This window comes from Flavobacterium esculini, assembly GCF_048284325.1.
Lineage (GTDB): Bacteria > Bacteroidota > Bacteroidia > Flavobacteriales > Flavobacteriaceae > Flavobacterium.
Genome location: NZ_JBLVPI010000002.1, coordinates 40,063 through 60,181, shown reverse-complemented (window position 1 = coordinate 60,181; position 20,119 = coordinate 40,063). Strand labels below are relative to the sequence as shown.

The window sequence follows — 20,119 nt, the reverse complement described above, 5'->3', positions numbered from 1 at the left end:
AACTATTATAAATTAGTTTGAATACTTATTGCCAATGCTTCAAATTCTTCTTTACTTAAAGCTACTTTATTTTGAAAACGCATTTCATCCATTTCATTCAATGGAATAAGATGAACGTGAGCATGAGGGACTTCCAGACCAATAACGGCCATCCCAATTCTTTTACAAGGAACTGTTTTCTCCAATGCAATGGCTATTTTTTTTGAAAACTGCATAAGACCTATATACAAATCATCCTCAATATCAAAAATCTTATCGATTTCCTGTTTTGGAACACAAAGTGTATGCCCTTTTGCATTTGGATTTACATCCAAAAATGCCAAAAAATTATCATCCTCTGCTATTTTATAGCAAGGAATTTCTCCGTTTATGATTTTTGTAAAAATACTTGACATTGTTGAATTGGTTAATTGATGAATCGGTTAAACCTTTAACTATTTAGTCGCGGGAAATTTCTAAAATTTCGAATTTCAAAACACCATTAGGCACCGTAATTTCAGCAAATTCTCCTACAGATTTTCCTAATAAACCTTTACCAATTGGGGAGGTTACAGAGATTTTTCCTGTTTTTAAATCGGCTTCACTTTCTGCAACCAACGTGTATTTCATTTCCATTCCATTGGTTTGGTTTTTGATTTTTACATTGGACAAAACCAACACTTTAGAAACATCAAGATGCGTTTCATCAATTAATCGAGCATTAGAATGTACCTCTTCTAATTTTGCAATTCGCATTTCCAACATTCCTTGTGCCTCTTTGGCGGCATCATATTCTGCATTTTCAGACAAATCTCCTTTATCTCTTGCCTCAGCTATATCTGCAGATGCTTTTGGACGCATTACACTTTTCAAATAATCCAATTCTTCTCTTAACTTCTTTAATCCTTCCGCGGTGTAATAAGATACTGTGCTCATAATTTCGTCATTTATATAAATAGAAAAAATCCCATCAGGACGGGATTTCTTTCCACAAAGATACTATTAATTTTTTTTAGCCAATAAATATATGTTAATCATATATAATTCAAAGTTAAATAAATTAAATTTGTTTCGCTAATTCTTTTAATAAATTTTGAATAATGAAAAAACTACTGTTGGTATCTCTGATTATTCCATTTTTATTTAGTTGCAGTGACAATGGTTTTAACAATAAAAACCCCTACCTCCCAAATTACAGCTTTACTCTGGACATCAACATGAATCTACCTGCATATTCTAATCTCCAGTATCCCAGTAATGCTATTTATTATTCTGGTGCGGGTGTCAAAGGGATATTTGTATTCAACACCGGAAGTGGCTATAACGCATTCGATGCCGCTTGCCCTAATCAAGCTTTGAGCAGCTGCTCGACCATGACAATAAAAGGAATAAATGTACTTTGTCCTTGTGACAGTAAAGAATACAGTTTGTTTACGGGTCAAGCCCAAGGGGGGGCACAATATCCTTTAAAACAATATCGTGTAGAAGTCAATGGAAATGTCCTTCGAGTATATAATTAAAAGCAAAAAATCCTGATAGTTTAACTATCAGGATTTTTTGCTTTTATAACCAATAACAATCTAAAACTTCAGGGTTAATCCAGCCAAGAAGTTGATTCCGGATTGTGGATAATAATATGGATAAACATCCCACATATACCCATTCGAAACATATTTTTTGTCTAAAACATTGTTTACCAAACCAGTCACAATAATTGATTTAAAAACTGATTTTGGTTTAAATTCATAAGCAACATTCAAATCGTTCACAAAATAATCCGCCAACTTTGCAGCCGGTAATTCGATATTATTCATGTATTGTTCTCCCACAAATTTTTGCATCCAAGATACTTGAAAGTTTTCTGTAGGCTTATAAACCAAAATATTCCCAACAATAAATGCTGGTGAATAAGCAATATCAGTAGTCCCGTAATGCTCCCCTTCAACAGCTAAATCAATATTTTTATTAGCACTTAAAGTAAAATTAGGACGAATAATAAATTGTTCCGATACCGCAATTGTAGCATCAACTTCCAGTCCTAAACGGTAACTTTTCTCACTATTAGAACGAATCGGACTTCCTACATCATCTAATTTTCCAGTTAATATCAATTGGTCTTTATAGGCCATGTAATACACATTCGAATTGAATTTCAGTTTATCAGCGACATATCTCCAACCCAATTCAAAGTCATTCAACTTTTCTGGCTTAGCATTTCCGCCTTCATAATCCGTTCTGTTTGGCTCGCGATTTGCTCTTGCATACGAAAAGTACAACTTGTTTTTAGCGTCGATATCAAAATTCAATCCCGTCTTTGGATTAAAAAAATTAAAGTTGTCATTTACTGAACCCGTTTCATAACTATCAGCTTTATAATGTACATTTCTTAGTTGTAAATCTCCAAATAAGCTTATTTTTTCAGTTATTTGATAATTTGCTTTTGCAAAAACATTTCCATCGGTTTTAGTAGCAAAATCATCATAATAATGATCTCCCAATTCACTTTGAGAAGAATAACGAGCCCAAATCACTTTTCCAAAATGGTCTCCTTCGTATTTGTTATAACCACCACCAAAGATGACATCCAATTTTTTAGTTGTATAATTTGCAGAAAATGTAGTCCCGTAGAAATCATTATCCAACCATTTTTGACGAATCAAATCCGTTGTTGTTAAAATGCCTACTGGTTGCAATCCATAATCAGAAAAATCAGCGTCTTCTTTATAATTTTCATAATATCCTTTTCCTTTAGTATAATGAAAAGCTAAGTTCGTACTCCAATTATTAGAAACCTTTTCGTTCCAATGCAATTGATAATGATCTTGTTGGTAATTATCCGTTTCATTATCATAATATCTCGTATTCCCGGACTCATCCGTAAAAATCCCGGCTGAATTAAACGTCCTGTCACTAATTAAAGTTGCGCCGTCAGTTCCGTTCCACGATTGATACGTTTTTTCTTTTCCTCCAAAAGCCAACGCTTTAATTAAAGTCGTTTTACCAACGTACGTTCCTTGAAGGAAATAAGATTTTAAATCAGACTTAGCCCTGTCAATGTAACCATCAGATTTTAATGCAGACAAACGTCCCGCCAGTTCAAAATGATCATTAATTAATCCCGTACTGAATTTTATAGTATGTTTTTGAGTATTAAAACTTCCAAAAGAATTAGAAATTTCTCCTGTTGCTTTATCAGAATAAGAATCAGTCAACATATTTAAACTCGCGCCAAAAGCACCTGCTCCATTTGTTGAAGTTCCTACACCACGTTGCAATTGCAAACTCTCTACTGAAGAAGCAAAATCCGGCATATTTACCCAATAGGTTCCATGACTTTCAGAATCATTATAAGGAATTCCATTGATCGTTACATTTACTCTTGTTGCATCGCTACCACGAACACGAATTCCAGTATATCCTACTCCATTTCCAGCATCAGAAGTCGTAACAACTGATGGCAGATAATTCATCAAAATAGGAATATCCTGTCCTAAATTTCTAAATTTGAGTTCTTTTTTATCTAAATTGCTAAAACTAACCGGAGTTTTTGAAGTAACACGAATTGCCGAAACCAATACTTCATCGAGTTGGTTTACTTTGGTTGTGTCTTTGACTTGGGAAAAGGAATAAAAAGATAATAGACAAAAAATAATAGACAGCAAAAATCTTGAACTTTGCGTCTTTGTGCCTTTGCGGCCAATAAAATAAAATAAAGTATTCATCCGTAAAAAGATTACGAATAAAAGGGGGAATTATTCTTTTGTTAAATTAAAATGATTGTTTCCTATGACAAAAAAGTACTATACACTCTTTTTTTATCATTTTTTCCCTTGACAACATTACTTGTCCAGGTTCTTTGGGTATAATCTCAGCTTTATTCTGAACTTATTCAGATTTTAAGCACCCCTTTGAGACGCTGCAAATTTAGAAAAGATTTTTAGATATTTAGATTCTTTGACCGTTAGATTTGGAAAAATAATTAGAACCTAAAAAATTTATTTAATTTAAATCTGGTTTCCTGCGATTTTTCTTAACTTCAGACACATTCTTTTTATCTTTTATTCGCTTTCGAATAACCGATTTGGGAATTTTAGTTGCTTTCCTTTCTTTGGGAACAATTAAGCCGTTTCTTATTATTTCCAAAAATCGTTTGATTACAATTTCTTTATTTTTAAGTTGACTCCGATCTTCATCACAGTTCAAAATCAAAACTAAATCAGTTGTTAATCTTGAAGACAATTTAGTTTCCAACAGTAATTTCTCCTCTTCGGCCAATGCTTTTGAGTTTTTCAAATCAAAAGTCAAAACTACTTTAGAGGAAACCTTGTTTACATTTTGTCCGCCAGCACCACTGCTTCGAACGGCTTTAAAAGTTAATTCTGATATAATTTTTTCTTTCTCCATTTATGCGTCCCGAAACTTCGGGATTGTTTCAGTACAACTATTGCGGCTGGTGTGCCGATTTTAATAAATCATTTACACTTTTTACAGGATTAAAGGTAATTAAAGGCACTTGAACAAATATGGTAATCCAGTTTGCCATAGCACCATTCCATAATCCAGGTAATTCGTATGATTTAATATCTCTTCCAAAAGTAGTTTTCTCCACTATAAAACCACTATTATGATCAACGTATTGCGTTAAATCGAACTTTTCTTTTTTATAATTTTTAATTCCACAAACTAAGTCTACAGGATTAAAATGTGTTGAACTATTAAGGATTTTCTTTTGATTCTCATTCGATAAATCTACTTGAGAACTTTCTACAATTTGCAACGAAATAGTCCCATTATCATCTTTCACCCAAAATGGTCCGCCGCCGGCTTCTCCTTCATTTTTTACCATTCCACAAACTCGAATAGGTTTATTTAACAGCGATTTTATTTTGATTATTTTATTCTCAAAACTAAGGTTAAAGAAATCATCCGGAATTCTAATATTTAATTTTTCCTCTAAAAAAAGCAAAATTTCATCAAGATATTCTTGTTGGATATCCTCAGCGTCAATTGCATGTAAGTACTCAAATAATTGCTGTTGCAATTCCATCAAAACTCCCGCTAATGCTTTTTTATACCTTCCTGTTTTTTCAATATTATTTTGAATTACATTATCGATATTTTTGATAAATATAACATCCGCATCTAGTTGATTTAGATTTTCTATTAAAGCACCATGACCTCCCGGCCTAAAAAACAATCGCCCACTTTCATCCCTAAATGGGTTATTCTCAAAATCGACAGCGATGGTATCCGTATTCTTGTTTTGATAAGAATAGCTTACATTTATTGCTATTCCTGATTGTATTTCTGCTTCACTTTTAATGGCGTCAATTATAGTTTCAAATTGACCTAAATGCGACTCAGACATTGTAAAATGCATATTTGAACTAGTATCAGAACTTGCATAATAAATACATTCATTAAGATGCTCTTCAACTGGAGTTACAATACGTTTTTTATATTTATGAAAAGGAAGCGCACCCTTTGGCTTACTGGAGAAATCAAAGTAGTCTTTAGCTAAAAGTAATTTTATGAAATAATAATTTTTATAATCCTTATCGAAAGATTCAAAATCAGGAAATTCTTCTCTTAATTTCTTATCAATTACCTTAAAAAATGGAAATTTTTCTAAGCCAACTATAAAAATAGACAATTCCGTGTCTTTTTTTCTGTTTATATATGCATTGATAGTTTCATTTTCAATATCATAATCTTTCAAAAAAGAAAGTAAAAACTTAAACATTCTGCTTGCGGCACCCGATGCAGGAACGAATTTTTCTAGTTTTAATTTCGATTTGTTTGCATCAAAAAACACTGCTTTTTCTTGAAAATTACTTTCAGATAATTTCAAAATACCGTTAAACAAAGTTGCAGGCCCTACCAGATTACTCTTTGTAATTCCATTCCTAAAAAAACTCAATTGTTGCTTGATGTTTTCCAATGGAATTTCATTTTCATAAATTTGCACAAAATCAATAGAAGAAAAGCCCATCTTCATGGCTTCTGTCAAATCATCAATTATTGAAATCGCTTTATTTAATCGTAAATTTTTGTCTCCAGAAAGCGTTATAAATGGCTTTTTATTATCAATTAAAGATTGTTTAAAAATGGCAAATACAGATTCTCTTTTTTCTGGGCTATCCCTTAAATCATCTTTTTCCCAAGGAACGTCAATATCCGTCAGGAAAAACAAATCGTATTCATGTTCAAGAGCCGCTTCACCTAATAGCGGATCGCAATAGTTATAATACACTTCTGAAAAAACCTTGGTCACCATTAAATTAGTATCACAAAATAGATACTTATTGGCTAATCCTAAATATTCATTTTCCAATTTAGTTTGGCCATAAGCAATAGGCAGCATATCTTCAACATTACAAATAAGTTGACTTTTATTCCATTTTTCTTGAAGATAATCTCGCGCAAATTCAGGAACCCATTCCGTATTATAATACTCGGCGAGTTGTTTTGCCAATGTCGTTTTGCCTGTGCTTTCAGGACCAAAAAGAGCAATTTTTATGATTTCTGTAGATCCGTTTTTCGGGAACTGTCTAAGGTTTTTTTCCATTCTAAATAACCGTAAACGGCAACAATTGTAAATACTACATACTGAAAACTTGTAAAAGTAAACCCTTTTGCAAAATACAATGGAATGGAAATAACATCTCCAATAATCCAAAATATCCAATTTTCAATTTTCCTTTTGGCCATAAGCCACATTCCAATAAAGAAAACACCCGTTATAAAGGTATCGACATAAGCATACCAAGTAGTAAATTTATCAAAATAGTGATAAACTGAAACCACGAATGCGACCGTAAATATAAAAATAATTATGGCAATTCTTTTTTCATAATTAGAAATTATTGAAATTGGGAACTCAACGGTATCTCCTTTTTTCCTTGTCCAATGATACCAACCATAAATACTCATTATAAAATAATAGCCATTTATCATCATATCACCCCATAAAGTCCATTTCCATAGTAAATAAACATAAATAAATGTACTTACTAATCCTGTTGGAAAAACCAAAATATTATCTTTTTTAGCATACCAAACACTGAACAGCCCAAAAATTACCGCTATAATTTCCAGAACAATGTCGAATGTTGGGTAATCTCTATATTGAGAAAAAAAATATTCTATCATTAGATTTTTTTAAAATTATTGATTAAAAAAATTCAAGTCGTTTTCAAAAGCCGTTCCTATAACCACCAAATCAGCTCCTGCATTATACGCCTTTTTAATTCCTTGCAAATCTACAATTCCACCTCCAACAACTAATGGAATTTCAATATTTTGAGCCACTTTTTTAATCATTTCCAGAGCAACAGCATTTTTCGCTCCACTTCCAGCTTCCAAATAAATCAATTTATTTCCTAACATTTCACCTGCTTGTGCGGTTTGAACTACATAACCAACATTATTCCGGTCTAATGGTTTGGTTTTACTGATCCGTTCTACGGCGGTTTCATTGCCACTTTCAATTAAAATATATCCGGTAGAAATAATTTCGAGTTGGGTTTGTTTTAAAATAGGTGCTGCTTTTACCTGATAATCTATTAAATAATCGGGATTTCTTCCAGAGATTAGCGACAGGAATAAAATTGCATCTGCTTTATCTGAAATCTGAGATGGATTTCCAGGAAAAAGAACGATTGGCAAATCACAATTTTGTTTAATCTGTACAATTAACTCCTCTAGAATATTAGTTGTAACCAGACTTCCGCCAATGAAAATATGTGTTGCCGGCGAATGATTGATTTTTGAAATTAAAAGATCAAGGTTTTCCAAAACCACTTTATCCGGATCCAGAAGAATGGCCAACATTTTTTTGTTTTCCAACTTTGCTTGGAGTAGTTGATTGTAAATCTTTTGCTTCATATAGCTGTAAAAGTAAAAGTTTTTTTGAAGTCTGAGAACTATTTTGAATCAATTATATTTGTTATACGATTCTGAACAAAAAACAACTGCAATTATGATAGCTACTGAATTATTGGAAAAATATGGCGCCATTAGAAAATCATATAAAAAAACAGAAACCATTTTTGAAGAAGGCAATCAAGCGATACATTATTATCAAATACTTTCGGGAGAAGTAAAAATGAATAATTATAACGATGACGGACGTGAATTCATTCAAGGTTTTTTTACCGAAAATCATAGTTTTGGAGAGCCACCATTATTTTTAAATCGACCCTATCCCGCCAATGCAATAGCTGTTGAAGACACAGAGCTTCTCAGTATTTCAAAAGACGGCTTTATGAAATTGCTAAACGAAAACCCCTCAGAATCCATGAAGGTGATTGAAAATTTAGCACAACGGTTGCATTATAAATCGGTTATGGCGGCTGAGATTTCCACTCACGAACCGGAGCACAGAGTATTGCGATTAATTGATTATTCTATTGCTTATTTTAATTTTAAAGCGGATAAAAACGGATACCGAATCGATTTAACCCGGCAGCAAATTGGCGATTTAACCGGACTCCGTGTAGAAACTGTCATTCGAGCCATTAAATCATTAGAAAAAAAAGGAGTTTTAAAAATCATTAACCGAAAAGTGTACCGTTAATTTTTGCTTTATGATTTAAGTCATAAAGAACTGAATGGAAGTGCAACTAAATTTGCTGTATAAAATTCACATATTATGACACTCTATAAAAAAACATTCGAAAATTTTGAACAAAATTTTATTGGCTCTTCAACAATGGCAGTTATTGGACAAAGTTGTCTTGGTGCCGCTGCAGCAATGTTCATTCTTTCTAACGGCACCTCTATTTTACAAATGACACAATTAGCCATTATTGTTTTAATTTGCATGTTAGTGAACACTTCCATTTTATCACAAATGAACCATAAATTAGTATTCAATCTCATCATTACAAGTGTACTTTGCAGTGCTTTGTTCATCTTTTTGAATAATATTGCAATATGAAAAAAATAATTAAAAATCGAGACGACTTGACCCTTCTCGTCCATTCTTTCTATGCTAAAATAAGAGCCGACAAAGAAATTGGTTTCTTTTTTAATGAAACAATCATCAATTGGGAGGAACATTTAGAAAAGTTGACGGATTTTTGGGAAATGAATTTATTTGCAATAAAGAAATACAAAGGAAACCCCATTGCAGCTCATAACGAAGTGGACAAACATTTTGACCATCGGATTTCGCCTAATGAATTTGGTATTTGGCTGAACGTATGGTTTGAAACTTTAGACGAACTTTTTGAAGGTGAAAATGTCGAAATACTGAAACGAAGAGCTCGGAAAATGGGTACTTTTATTTATATGAATATTTTTGAAAGCAGAAGTAAACAATAAATAACTTTTCTCTTCAGAAGCCATCGGAACATTCAAAAAACAAACGGCAACTAAAAACTAAACACTAGTTTTCAAACGCATAAACTAAAGTGAAATCTTCTATTTCTTCAAAATGAATTTTGAAATCTTTGACCAGACTATCAAAGTGAAGTTCTGCAATAGTTTGTTTAACGTTTAATTCAAAAGCATTGACATTAATATGATCTTTGAAACTAATCCCTTTTTCGTTTCGGATTTTAAAAATGGCTTCTTTGGCGCCCCAAATCACGGTCAATTTCCTGATGTATTCTTCCTTATTTTCGGCACCGAAGCTTCGGGATAAGAATTGAAATTCTGAGTCACAGAATTTATCAGCGATGCGGATGATTTTGTCTCTTTGTAATTCGATGTCGATTCCTACGGTTTCTTCACTAATGATAATTGCCGAAAAATTATGGGAATGTGTTATCGAAATGTGTTTCTCTCCATGTAGATGCGGTTTGCCAAATTCATCATAATACAAATCTAAATCCGTGTGGCCCGTTTCCTGCAATAACTTGCGAACACTAAGGAAGGCGCGTTGGTGCATTTCGGATTTCATTCCGTCGAGCCGTATGCGATTGCTGTCGTTTAAGACCACTTGTTCTAATAATTCCGCATAGGATTCCGTTACTTTCCAAACAAGAATTTGGGTAGTGGTCCCGACGCTTCGGGAGAAATTTATGGTTTTGAAAAGCGGCATCGTGTTCAGGTTTTGTTTTTTAGCCCCGGTAGTAGCGGCATCCTTTTTTCACGCTTTTTTTGCGTGTAAAAAGATATAGCGAATAACGGGAAATAGCTCCAGAAACTGAAACAAGTTCAGCTTAAAGAAATTATTTCGTTAATGTTCAAAAGATTAGCGAATTAAACAATTCATAAATCTTTTAGAAAACAGTAAAATTCTAAAGTTATTACGTAAATTTGCAAAAAATTTTACGCCCGAGCCTAAAGGCGAACGGACGAAGTAATTACAAATATACTATAAATGAGTACTACAACTATGCCTTTTGTGGCTTTCAAAGTTAAAGACATTTCTCTAGCGGCTTGGGGAAGAAAAGAAATTGAACTAGCAGAAGCTGAAATGCCAGGTTTAATGGCGCTTCGTGCGGAATACAAAAACGAACAACCACTTGCTGGTGCTCGTATTGCAGGATGTTTGCACATGACAATCCAAACTGCGGTTTTGATTGAAACTTTAATCGCTCTTGGCGCTGAAGTTACTTGGAGTTCTTGTAACATTTTCTCTACTCAAGATCAAGCTGCTGCAGCAATTGCTGCTGCAGGAATTCAAGTTTATGCTTGGAAAGGTTTGAACGAAGTTGATTTTGACTGGTGTATCGAGCAAACATTATTCTTTGGTGAAGACAGAAAACCATTGAACATGATTCTTGATGACGGTGGAGATTTGACGAATATGGTTATTGACCGTTTCCCGGAATTGGTTGCTGGAATCAAAGGATTGTCTGAAGAAACTACCACTGGTGTTCACAGATTGTACGAAAGAGTAAAAGCGGGAACATTGCCAATGCCTGCTATAAATGTAAATGACTCGGTTACTAAATCGAAATTTGATAACAAATACGGCTGTAAAGAATCAGCAGTTGATGCGGTACGTCGTGCAACTGACATTATGCTTGCTGCAAAAAGAGTAATCGTTTGTGGGTACGGTGACGTAGGTAAAGGAACAGCCGCTTCTTTTAGAGGTGCCGGATCTATTGTTACTGTTACTGAAATTGACCCAATATGTGCACTTCAAGCGGCAATGGACGGTTTTGAAGTGAAGAAATTAGATACCGTTATCGCTACTGCTGATATTATTATTACTACCACCGGAAATAAAGATATTGTTTTGGGTTCTCATTTCGAAAAAATGAAAGACAAAACTATTGTTTGTAACATCGGACATTTTGATAACGAAATTGATATGGCTTGGTTGAACGAAAACCACGGTGCATCAAAAATTGAAATCAAACCACAAGTTGATAAATACACTATCGCTGGAAAAGACATTCTTATCCTTGCAGAAGGTCGTTTAGTAAACCTTGGTTGTGCTACTGGTCACCCAAGTTTTGTAATGAGTAACTCATTTACAAATCAAACTTTGGCTCAAATCGAATTATGGAAAAACAGCGCGGCATACAACAATGACGTTTACATGTTACCAAAACATTTGGATGAGAAAGTAGCAATGTTGCACTTGGCTAAACTAGGTGTAGAATTAGAGACTTTACGTGTTGATCAAGCTGATTATATTGGTGTTCCAGTTGAGGGCCCATTCAAACCAGAATATTACAGATATTAGTATTAAGAAATTTAGTACTACATATTAAGATAGAACCCTTGCAGAAATGTGAGGGTTTTTTGTTTTTAGGTGGCTTCGCTGCTCGACTTTTTGTTTTTAGTAAAACCTACCTCACGGATTTATCTCCCGTTTATATATTAGCTAAAATCCAGATTTAATTTACTAATTATTACCCACTGACAAAACTTCGATTGGCATCATAATGAAAACACCGCTATTATTTACTAATAAACCAACAACGGAATCATTATGTTCTAAGTTTATGGTATATTTGAGTACATTATATAGTTTACTGTTAACTAAGTTTACTCAAAAACCATCTTTATAAAACCGAAAAAGAGAATAATTACAACCATAAAATTATGAATATTTATACCATTATTGCCCAACTTATAATCGCATTGTCCGTAAGTTATGTTTGGATTTTTAGGCTTGACAACATCATTGTAGAATTTAAACAATACGGCTTGTCTGATTTAACAAGAAACGTCGTTGGCGCCTCAAAAATAACTTTGGCAACGTTATTAATAACAGGGATATGGTTTCCTGAATTAGTATTTATACCGGCACTTTTAATGGCTTTTTTAATGGCATCCGCACAATTTTTTCATTTTAAAGCAAAAAACCCCTGGTCTAAACATTTCCCATCTTTATTTCTTTTGGCGTTATCCCTTTTTGTAGCGCTATTCGCTTCCAAATAATTAAAATATGAATTTCTTAAACGTACTTGTTTTCTTTTCGGCAATCTCCTTTCTCATTTACGGAATCGCTTATTTTGTCTCTACAAACATGAAAAATGAATTCAAACGCTTTGGCCTCGAAAAGTTTGGAATATTAACCGCTGTTTTAGAATTGACAGGCGCTTTTGGTTTGTTTATAGGCATCCAGAATTACACTGTTTTAGTTTTTGCCTCAGGAGGTTTAGCTTTGTTGATGCTGCTGGGCGTGGGCGTAAGAATAAAGATGAAAGATTCTTTGTTAGTTTCCTTACCAGCCTTCTTCTACTTTTTACTGAACACTTATATTTTATATAAAACATTAGGATAAATCAATCAGAAGTTTAATTTTTTATTTGTAATCCGATAAAGTTTTATAAAAACAGCAATGACTCTACTTAAATGAATATACAAACCCATTTAGGCATCAAAAATCTGCAATCTAAACCCCAAACAAAGTCACAATATCAATTTTTATAATATTAATTTTTATAATATTAATTTTTATAATATTAATTTTTATAATATTAAAAACAAAAAACCCGTTTCTTTCGAAACGGGTTTTCTAATAATTGAGAAAATCAATTATGCTTCAACTTCAAATGGAAGTATAGAAACATAAGATTTGTTATCTCTTTTCTTTTGGAAGAAAACAACTCCATCTACTCTTGCGTGTAGTGTGTGATCTTTACTGATGTAAACATTTTCACCAGGATTATGTTTTGAACCTCTTTGTCTTACGATGATGTTCCCAGCAATAGCAGCTTGACCACCAAAAATCTTAACACCTAAACGTTTTGATTCTGATTCTCTACCATTCTTAGAACTACCGACACCTTTCTTGTGAGCCATGACGTATTAGTTTTATTTTGTTATTATTCTTGTGTATCTTCTTTTTTAGCTTTAGCTACCTTTTTCTTAGGAGCTTCTACTTCTTCTTCTGTAGTTGCTTCAACTGCTGCTTTCTTAGGAGCTGCTTTCTTAGCACCAACACCAGTAATACCTTCAATTACAATTTGAGTAAGATATTGTCTGTGACCGTTTCTCTTTTTGTATCCTTTTCTTCTTTTCTTTTTGAAAACGATAACTTTATCTCCTTTTAAGTGTTGTAACACTTTAGCTTCTACTGAAGCACCTTCTATAGCTGGGGCGCCTATTGTGATTGTACCGTTATCATCTAACAAATAAACTTTGTCGAAAGAAACTTTCGAACCTTCTTCATTTGTCAAACGGTTAACGTAAACCTTTAGGTCTTTGCTTACTTTGAACTGTTGCCCTGCTATCTCTACGATTGCATACATACTGAATTGTTTTAATAATTTTTAAGGTTGCAAATATACAATTAAATATTTATCCTGCAATCCCTCAAGCAAAAAAATACTTCGCCTATTTTAAACTTTGTTTTTCAACACTTTATATATTCGTAAACAGAATTTATCCAGCCAAATTTGTTAAAATTAACCGAAACTTTAAATCACCGGACAATCATGATTAAAAAAAGGTATTTTTGAAGTATAAATATTTTTCGTTTTTATCTATTGTAAATAGAAATGTATTAATCCGTATGAAAAAATTAATAATAATGTTAAGTACCGCACTTATGCTTGGAGGAATAGCTTCGGCTCAAAAAATAGCTTTCGAAGAATATGATTTAGATAATGGCATGCATGTCATATTACATAACGATCCATCGGCACCAGTTGTGGTGACTTCGGTAATGTATCATGTGGGCTCCAAAGACGAGACGCCGAACAGAACAGGATTTGCCCATTTTTTCGAACATCTTTTATTCGAAGGAACCGAAAACATTAAACGCGGCGAATGGTTCAAAATCGTTACTTCAAATGGCGGAATAAATAACGCCAATACCTCGGATGATCGCACCTATTATTATGAAGTATTTCCTTCTAACAATTTAGAACTGGCACTTTGGATGGAATCCGAAAGATTAATGCATCCGGTAATCAATAAAATTGGGGTTGACACTCAAAACGGGGTTATAAAGGAAGAAAAAAGAAGTCGTTATGACAATCAGCCTTATGGCAATATCATTGGAGCCGTAAAGGAAAATATGTTCAAGAACCATCCGTATCGCTGGACTACAATTGGCTCCATGGAACATTTAGACGCAGCAACTTTAGAAGAATTTCAGGCTTTTAATAAGAAATTTTATATTCCAAACAACGCCGTTTTGGTAGTAGCAGGAGATTTCGAAAAAACAAACGCTAAAGAATGGATTCAGAAATATTTTGGATCAATCCCAAAAGGGAAGGAAATAAAAAAACAAACTTTTGCAGAAGAACCGATTACACAAACTATAAGAGCAAACTATGAGGATTCAAATATTCAGATTCCAATGGTTGTGGCTACTTACAGAACTCCTTCGATGAAAACGAGAGATGCAAGAGTATTGGATTTAATTTCTTCCTATTTAAGCGATGGAAAAAGCTCTAAATTATACAAGAAAATCGTTGATGAGAAAAAAATGGCTTTGCAAATAGATGCTGTTGGTTTTAGTCAGGAAGATTACGGCATGTACATTTTGTATGGTTTACCAATGGCAACGCACACTTCTGCCGATTTAATAAAAGAAATTGACGAGGAAATTGTAAAAATCCAGACTGAGTTGATTTCGGAGAAAGATTTTCAAAAATTGAAAAATACGTTTGACAATCGTTTTGTCAATAAGAATGGTTCGCTGGAAGGCATCGCCGAAAATTTAGCTACTTACTATTTGCTATATGGCGATATCAATTTGATTAATACCGAGATTGACTTATTGCATTCTATAACACGTGAGGAAATTAGAGATGTGGCCAACAAATATTTAAATCCAAATCAAAGACTTATTTTGGATTATGTTCCTTCAAAAGCGGAGGCTCGAAATTAAGATCTTTTCAATCATGAAAAAAACAACTATTCTATTATTCATTTTGTTCATAACAGGAATCATGCAGGCACAAAATCGTCCACAACCAAAACCTGGAGCTTCTCCAGTGGTAAATATAAAAAAACCGCAAACCTTTACTTTAGACAATGGTTTGAAAGTAATGATTGTAGAAAATCACAAATTACCCCGAGTAACTTTTAATCTTGCATTAGACAACGCTCCATTTGCAGAAGGCACTAAAAAAGGTGTCGATGAATTGTGCAACAACCTTATAGGAAACGGGAGTGTGAAAATTGCAAAAGATGCTTTCAACGAAGAAATTGATTTCTTGGGCGCCAATATCAACTTTAGTTCACAAGGCGCTTATGCCAGTTCCCTTTCTAAATATTCAGGAAGAATTTTGGAACTAATGGCTTACGGAGCCTTGCATCCAAAATTCACCCAAGAAGAATTCGACAAAGAAAAAGCTAAATTATTAGAAGGACTAAAAGCGCAGGAAAAAAGCGTGCCTGCAATTGCTAACAGAGTGGTTGATGCGCTTGCCTTTGGAAAAAACCACCCTTCCGGTGAATACATGACCGAAGAAACACTTAAAAACGTAACGCTTGCTGATGTGGAATCCAATTATCAAAACTATTTTGTGCCCGAAAACGGCTATTTGGTAATTATTGGAGATATTAAATATAATGATGTTAAACCTATTGTTGAAAGACTTTTTGGCTCATGGGAAAAAAAACCAACACCAAAGTTTACCTATGCAGCCCCGCAAAATGTACCGTTTACCCAAATCAATTTTGTTGATGTCCCTAATGCCGTTCAATCAGAGATTTCGCTAGTGAATACCGTGAATTTAAAAATGAGCGATCCTGATTTTTTCCCAGCTGTAATTGCCACTTATATCCTTGGTGGAGATTTCAACAGTTACCTCAATATGAATTTAAGAGAAAAAAATGGATGGACGTATGGTGCCAATGCAATCATCGGCTCTGGAAAATACGTTACAAAAATAAGATCATCCTCTGCTGTAAAAAGCACCGTTACCGATAGTGCCGTGGTAGAATTTATCAAAGAAATTAAAAAAATAAGAACCGAAAAAGTCTCGGCAGAAGTGCTTAAAAATGTAAAAGCCGGATACATCGGTCGGTTTGTAATGCAAGTGGAAAAGCCACAGGCAATTGCACGATACGCCTTAAACATAGAAACAGAAGATCTTCCTGCTGATTTCTATGAAAATTATATTAAAACCATAAACGCAGTAACGCCAGATGACATTCTTCGTGCTGCCAACACGTATTTCCTTTTAGATAATACCCGAATTATAATTGCCGGAAAAGGATCTGAAGTGATTCCGGGATTGGAAAAACTAAACATTCCACTATTCTATTTTGACAATTACGGAAATCCTGTAGAGAAGCCCGTTTACAAATAAAATCAACAAAGGCTATCCTAAAAGAAAGCCTTTTTTTTTACTAATCGCATCACCTGAAATCTGAATGCTAAAACTACTTTTTTGCCGATAAATAAACTCCAATCAAAATAATAAAAGCGCCAAAAAACTGAACTGGCGTCAACATTTCATTGTCTAATAATCCCCAGAAAAAAGCGACTATCGGGATTAAATACGTCACCGAAGTGGCAAAAACCGGCGAGGACATTTGGATTAATTTAAAGAAAAGAATATTAGCGATTCCAGTTCCTACCACTCCCAAAATCATGATAAACAAAACCGAATGCTGTACGGTCTCAACATGAATTACATCAAAAAAACCAGAGAAAATTAAAATAAGCAATGTTGGCAACAACAGAAATGCAAAATTCCCGGTAGTAATACTCAACGGGCTCAAATCATGCAAATATTTTTTTAATAAATTGACGTTTATGGCATAGCAAACAGAAGCGACTATAACTAAAATAGCGTAATAATAATTTTGCTCCGGATGATTTATGGCACCGTTAAAAACTAAAAGCATACTCCCTACAAGACCTATAAAAACGCCCCAAACCTGACTTCTTTTGAAATGTATCCCAAAAGCCATCGCTCCCAAAATCAAAGTATTTAATGGCGTCAAGGAATTAAGAATCGCGGTTATGGAACTGTCAATTTCAGTTTCGGCAATAGCAAAAAGATATGCTGGAGTAAATGTCCCAAATAACGAAGTGAGTGCAATATATTTCCATTTTTCCTTTGGAATTTTTGTTAAACTTTTAAAACCTATCAATAACAAAAAAACCGCTGCAAACAGGATTCGCAAAGAACCTAATTGCAAAGCAGTTAAACCAACTAATCCCTTTTTTATTAAAATAAATGAACTTCCCCAAATCAAGGCAAGAATCATCAAGTAAACCCATTTCAATTGTCTTGCATTCATAAATCTAATTTTGCCCCAAAATTGTAATAATTTTATGAAATAGGGCTTCTTTTTTTCATTAATTTTGCAACTGATAATTAGACCTTTAATTTAAATCTCATAAAAATGAATTTCACAAAATCAATAGCAGCGATAGCCCTTGCAGGTCTTTTATTTGTAAGTTGCAAAAAAAATACTGTAGAAACTGCTCCAACTAAAACAGCTTCGACAGAGACTACTGTTCCGAAAGTTAAAAAAGAAATTGTAGCCGCTAATTTGCAAACAGCAAGTTTCAAAGTAGAAGGAATGACTTGTGCGATTGGTTGTGCCAAAACAATAGAAAGTGAATTATCTGATCTGGATGGCGTACAAAAAGCTACCGTAGATTTTGATAAAAAACTGGCAACGGTAACTTTTGACAAAACCGTTCAAAATCCTGAAACTCTGACTAAAGTTGTAGAAGCAACGGCTGACGGTAAAACATATAAAGTTTCGAATCTGAAGTCGTAATAGAAATCATTTAATTTCGTAAAAAAAGCTTCTCAACAATTGAGAAGCTTTTTTTATTGAACCATATAAGAAATTGAAGGTCATATCACTATTATCAATAAGCTTATTTGTTCTTAAATATCTTATATGGTTAATTTTTTTTATTGAACTTTCTATAAAAATCATTTCCATTTTAAGGTTTCCATTAACCTTTGCATATCATTTTTGACATAGCTTGCGGCTGGCATAATAGAATCAAAATTAGGTTTCGCATAGAAATAAATAGAGCCGGTTACAAAATGTTTTGTACTGTCAGTTGCATAAAACTGCGAGTTAGTGGCCGCATTTCCATCTACCTGATAAAACATGCCATACACCTTTCGTTTAGGATTTAAATACGGTTGTTCCAATATATCATCTGCTTTTATAACGTGTTCATATGTTAGTTTTTGAGCATCACGCAACAATTTATTAATGTTATTATTGACTGGCTTATAAGTCAGATAAATAGTGGCTTTCATTTTTGGATAAGTAATGGTAAATCCGCAATCTTTCTCTCCTTTGATAACAGCCTCCGAATTCATCTCGAAAGTAAAAGGACATTCATTTTCAAAATTTACATATTTTGCTTCTGGATAATCCAATCTTAAATAGCTTGATGGCTTTGGTATAACATCGTCTTTGCAGCTAATGCTCAATAATGACAGTAGTATTGTTGAAAAAGTGATTATTTTTTTTAACATTTTTAATTATTCAATCGTTACTTTTATTTGTTTAATTCGTTTCTCATCCACTGCCTCTACCGTAAACTGGCAGTTTTCAAATGAGATTTTTTGATCTTTTTTTGGAAAATTTCCTAAAATCTCAAGAATAAATCCAGCTAATGTTTCGGCTTCCCCTTTTTTAATTTCGAATAATTCTTCGTCTACATCAATAATTCTATAGAAATCTTTGAGATTTATTTTTCCTTCAAAAAGATAATTTTTATCATCAATTTGAGAAAAAATGATATTATCATCATCAAATTCGTCACTGATATCACCAACGATTTCTTCGATTACATCTTCCAAAGAGACTAAACCAGAAGTTCCTCCATATTCATCAACTACAATGGCCAAATGACTTTTCATACTTTGAAAATCTTTCAGCAAATTGTCTAATTTTTTATTTTCAGGAACAAAAAACGGCTCTCTTACTAATGACTTCCAATCAAATTCACTGGTGTTTATATGTGGAAGCAAATCTTTCACAAACAAAACGCCTTCTATCTGATCTATATTGTCTCGGTAAACCGGAATTCTGGAATACCCTTTTTCTATAATTTTTGGACAAATAACTGAAAAAGATTCGTCTATTTCTAAAGCAAAAATATCAATCCTGGGACTCATCACCTGTTTCGTATCGGTATTCCCAAAACTTACAATTCCCTCTAATATTTTTTGCTCATCTGAAGTTGTTTCATCCGAATCTGTCAGCTCCAGTGCCTGTGACAATTGATTTACAGAAAAATTTGTCTTTTGTTTTCCCAATTTATTATGTAAATAAATAGTAATTTTTCGCATCGGCAAACTTATTGGCGAAAGCAATTTATCTAGTACTGCAACAGGATAAACGATCAACTTGGCAAACTTAATGTTGTTTCTGCTGGCATAAACTTTGGGCAAAACCTCTCCAAACAACAACAATAGAAAAGTAACTACAATTACTTCGAGAATAAATTTTAAAATAGGGGAAGTGACAGCAGCAAACAGATCTTTACCAACAAATGAAAATAAGATTACAACTCCAATGTTGATGAAATTGTTAGCGACCAGAAGTGTAGCTAAAAGCTTTTTTGGTTTTTCTAAAAGTCCTGAGATAATTTTCCCTTTTGAAACATTCTCTAGCAACGTTTCGTCAATGTCTTTTTGCGACAATGAAAACAAAGCCACTTCAGCTCCTGAAACAATTGCTGAACAAAAAAGTAAGGCAAATATGCCAACAAAACCAAACACCAAGTCAGTGTCTATGGCGTAGGCAAAAAATAAACTGGGCTCTGGGTCCAAATTAA

At 33.5% G+C, this 20,119-nt stretch carries 23 protein-coding genes; 10 read left to right on the top strand and 13 right to left on the bottom strand.

Annotated features, from left to right (window positions below; translation table 11 throughout):
* Positions 1 to 5 precede the first annotated feature (5 nt).
* Together ACNQGG_RS01990 and greA are read right to left on the bottom strand one after the other, a co-directional pair.
* Positions 6 to 395 (bottom strand): HIT family protein, encoded by a 390-nt coding sequence (locus ACNQGG_RS01990; protein ID WP_417961035.1) that lies wholly within the window; start codon positions 393 to 395, stop codon positions 6 to 8.
* A 43-nt stretch (positions 396 to 438) separates the two neighbouring features.
* On the bottom strand, positions 439 to 915 hold the full coding sequence (gene greA, locus ACNQGG_RS01985; protein ID WP_121364313.1) for a transcription elongation factor GreA: 477 nt from the start codon (positions 913 to 915) through the stop codon (positions 439 to 441).
* Positions 916 to 1,079: 164 nt separating this feature from the next.
* Here greA and ACNQGG_RS01980 point away from each other — a divergent pair, with 164 nt between their 5' ends.
* Complete coding sequence (locus ACNQGG_RS01980) at positions 1,080 to 1,499, top strand: Rieske (2Fe-2S) protein (RefSeq protein WP_417961033.1); 420 nt, start codon at positions 1,080 to 1,082, stop codon at positions 1,497 to 1,499.
* A 60-nt stretch (positions 1,500 to 1,559) separates the two neighbouring features.
* Here the strand turns inward: ACNQGG_RS01980 and ACNQGG_RS01975 are convergent, their stop codons facing one another.
* From ACNQGG_RS01975 to ACNQGG_RS01955, 5 genes are all read right to left on the bottom strand, one after another.
* Entirely contained in the window at positions 1,560 to 3,701 is a 2,142-nt protein-coding gene (locus ACNQGG_RS01975) for a TonB-dependent receptor (protein WP_417961031.1), read from the bottom strand.
* A 277-nt stretch (positions 3,702 to 3,978) separates the two neighbouring features.
* The gene (gene arfB, locus ACNQGG_RS01970; RefSeq protein ID WP_417961029.1) at positions 3,979 to 4,383 is read right to left on the bottom strand and encodes an alternative ribosome rescue aminoacyl-tRNA hydrolase ArfB; all 405 of its coding nucleotides are present in this window, start codon (positions 4,381 to 4,383) and stop codon (positions 3,979 to 3,981) included.
* Between the two features lie 37 nt (positions 4,384 to 4,420).
* A complete protein-coding gene (locus ACNQGG_RS01965; protein WP_417961027.1) occupies positions 4,421 to 6,547 on the bottom strand; it encodes a DUF4301 family protein in 2,127 nt (708 codons plus the stop codon).
* A complete protein-coding gene (gene pnuC / locus ACNQGG_RS01960) occupies positions 6,496 to 7,131 on the bottom strand; it encodes a nicotinamide riboside transporter PnuC (RefSeq protein ID WP_417961025.1) in 636 nt (211 codons plus the stop codon). The genes ACNQGG_RS01965 and pnuC overlap by 52 nt, the downstream gene beginning before the upstream one ends.
* 15 nt (positions 7,132 to 7,146) lie before the next feature.
* The gene (locus ACNQGG_RS01955) at positions 7,147 to 7,866 is read right to left on the bottom strand and encodes a phosphoglycerol geranylgeranyltransferase (RefSeq protein ID WP_417961022.1); all 720 of its coding nucleotides are present in this window, start codon (positions 7,864 to 7,866) and stop codon (positions 7,147 to 7,149) included.
* Between the two features lie 94 nt (positions 7,867 to 7,960).
* On the opposite strand from ACNQGG_RS01955, the gene ACNQGG_RS01950 reads away from it, so the two are divergent.
* The 3 genes from ACNQGG_RS01950 (at position 7,961) to ACNQGG_RS01940 (ending at position 9,306) form a co-directional block, all read left to right on the top strand.
* On the top strand, positions 7,961 to 8,557 hold the full coding sequence (locus ACNQGG_RS01950; RefSeq protein WP_417961559.1) for a Crp/Fnr family transcriptional regulator: 597 nt from the start codon (positions 7,961 to 7,963) through the stop codon (positions 8,555 to 8,557).
* A 75-nt stretch (positions 8,558 to 8,632) separates the two neighbouring features.
* Positions 8,633 to 8,920, top strand: coding sequence for a hypothetical protein (locus ACNQGG_RS01945; protein WP_417961020.1), 288 nt, complete (start codon positions 8,633 to 8,635; stop codon positions 8,918 to 8,920).
* A complete protein-coding gene (locus ACNQGG_RS01940) occupies positions 8,917 to 9,306 on the top strand; it encodes a group III truncated hemoglobin (RefSeq protein ID WP_417961018.1) in 390 nt (129 codons plus the stop codon). The genes ACNQGG_RS01945 and ACNQGG_RS01940 overlap by 4 nt, the downstream gene beginning before the upstream one ends.
* A gap of 64 nt (positions 9,307 to 9,370) precedes the next feature.
* Here the strand turns inward: ACNQGG_RS01940 and ACNQGG_RS01935 are convergent, their stop codons facing one another.
* Entirely contained in the window at positions 9,371 to 10,027 is a 657-nt protein-coding gene (locus ACNQGG_RS01935) for a 4'-phosphopantetheinyl transferase family protein (RefSeq protein WP_417961016.1), read from the bottom strand.
* A gap of 282 nt (positions 10,028 to 10,309) precedes the next feature.
* Here ACNQGG_RS01935 and ahcY point away from each other — a divergent pair, with 282 nt between their 5' ends.
* The 3 genes from ahcY to ACNQGG_RS01920 all read left to right on the top strand — a co-directional run bounded on the left by ahcY (position 10,310) and on the right by ACNQGG_RS01920 (position 12,673).
* Positions 10,310 to 11,626, top strand: coding sequence for an adenosylhomocysteinase (gene ahcY, locus ACNQGG_RS01930; RefSeq protein WP_417961014.1), 1,317 nt, complete (start codon positions 10,310 to 10,312; stop codon positions 11,624 to 11,626).
* Between the two features lie 362 nt (positions 11,627 to 11,988).
* Positions 11,989 to 12,327, top strand: a complete 339-nt coding sequence (locus tag ACNQGG_RS01925) for a DoxX family protein (protein ID WP_417961012.1) — start codon at positions 11,989 to 11,991, stop codon at positions 12,325 to 12,327.
* 7 nt (positions 12,328 to 12,334) lie between these two features.
* Positions 12,335 to 12,673, top strand: coding sequence for a DoxX family protein (locus ACNQGG_RS01920; RefSeq protein WP_417961010.1), 339 nt, complete (start codon positions 12,335 to 12,337; stop codon positions 12,671 to 12,673).
* Positions 12,674 to 12,927: 254 nt separating this feature from the next.
* Here ACNQGG_RS01920 and rpmA read toward each other — a convergent pair whose 3' ends face one another.
* Together rpmA and rplU are read right to left on the bottom strand one after the other, a co-directional pair.
* Complete coding sequence (gene rpmA, locus ACNQGG_RS01915; RefSeq protein ID WP_035669638.1) at positions 12,928 to 13,194, bottom strand: 50S ribosomal protein L27; 267 nt, start codon at positions 13,192 to 13,194, stop codon at positions 12,928 to 12,930.
* A gap of 23 nt (positions 13,195 to 13,217) precedes the next feature.
* Positions 13,218 to 13,643, bottom strand: a complete 426-nt coding sequence (gene rplU / locus ACNQGG_RS01910) for a 50S ribosomal protein L21 (RefSeq protein WP_039108679.1) — start codon at positions 13,641 to 13,643, stop codon at positions 13,218 to 13,220.
* 263 nt (positions 13,644 to 13,906) lie between these two features.
* On the opposite strand from rplU, the gene ACNQGG_RS01905 reads away from it, so the two are divergent.
* Together ACNQGG_RS01905 and ACNQGG_RS01900 are read left to right on the top strand one after the other, a co-directional pair.
* Positions 13,907 to 15,232, top strand: a complete 1,326-nt coding sequence (locus tag ACNQGG_RS01905) for a M16 family metallopeptidase (protein ID WP_417961007.1) — start codon at positions 13,907 to 13,909, stop codon at positions 15,230 to 15,232.
* Between the two features lie 13 nt (positions 15,233 to 15,245).
* Positions 15,246 to 16,661, top strand: coding sequence for a M16 family metallopeptidase (locus tag ACNQGG_RS01900; protein WP_417961005.1), 1,416 nt, complete (start codon positions 15,246 to 15,248; stop codon positions 16,659 to 16,661).
* A gap of 73 nt (positions 16,662 to 16,734) precedes the next feature.
* Here ACNQGG_RS01900 and ACNQGG_RS01895 read toward each other — a convergent pair whose 3' ends face one another.
* Positions 16,735 to 17,601, bottom strand: coding sequence for a DMT family transporter (locus ACNQGG_RS01895; protein WP_417961003.1), 867 nt, complete (start codon positions 17,599 to 17,601; stop codon positions 16,735 to 16,737).
* A 105-nt stretch (positions 17,602 to 17,706) separates the two neighbouring features.
* Between ACNQGG_RS01895 and ACNQGG_RS01890 the strand changes: the two genes are divergently transcribed.
* Complete coding sequence (locus ACNQGG_RS01890) at positions 17,707 to 18,090, top strand: heavy-metal-associated domain-containing protein (RefSeq protein ID WP_417961001.1); 384 nt, start codon at positions 17,707 to 17,709, stop codon at positions 18,088 to 18,090.
* Between the two features lie 161 nt (positions 18,091 to 18,251).
* Here the strand turns inward: ACNQGG_RS01890 and gldD are convergent, their stop codons facing one another.
* Positions 18,252 to 18,812 (bottom strand): gliding motility lipoprotein GldD, encoded by a 561-nt coding sequence (gene gldD / locus ACNQGG_RS01885; protein WP_417960999.1) that lies wholly within the window; start codon positions 18,810 to 18,812, stop codon positions 18,252 to 18,254.
* Between the two features lie 6 nt (positions 18,813 to 18,818).
* On the bottom strand, positions 18,819 to 20,114 hold the full coding sequence (locus ACNQGG_RS01880) for a gliding motility-associated protein GldE (RefSeq protein ID WP_417960997.1): 1,296 nt from the start codon (positions 20,112 to 20,114) through the stop codon (positions 18,819 to 18,821).
* Positions 20,115 to 20,119 lie beyond the last annotated feature (5 nt).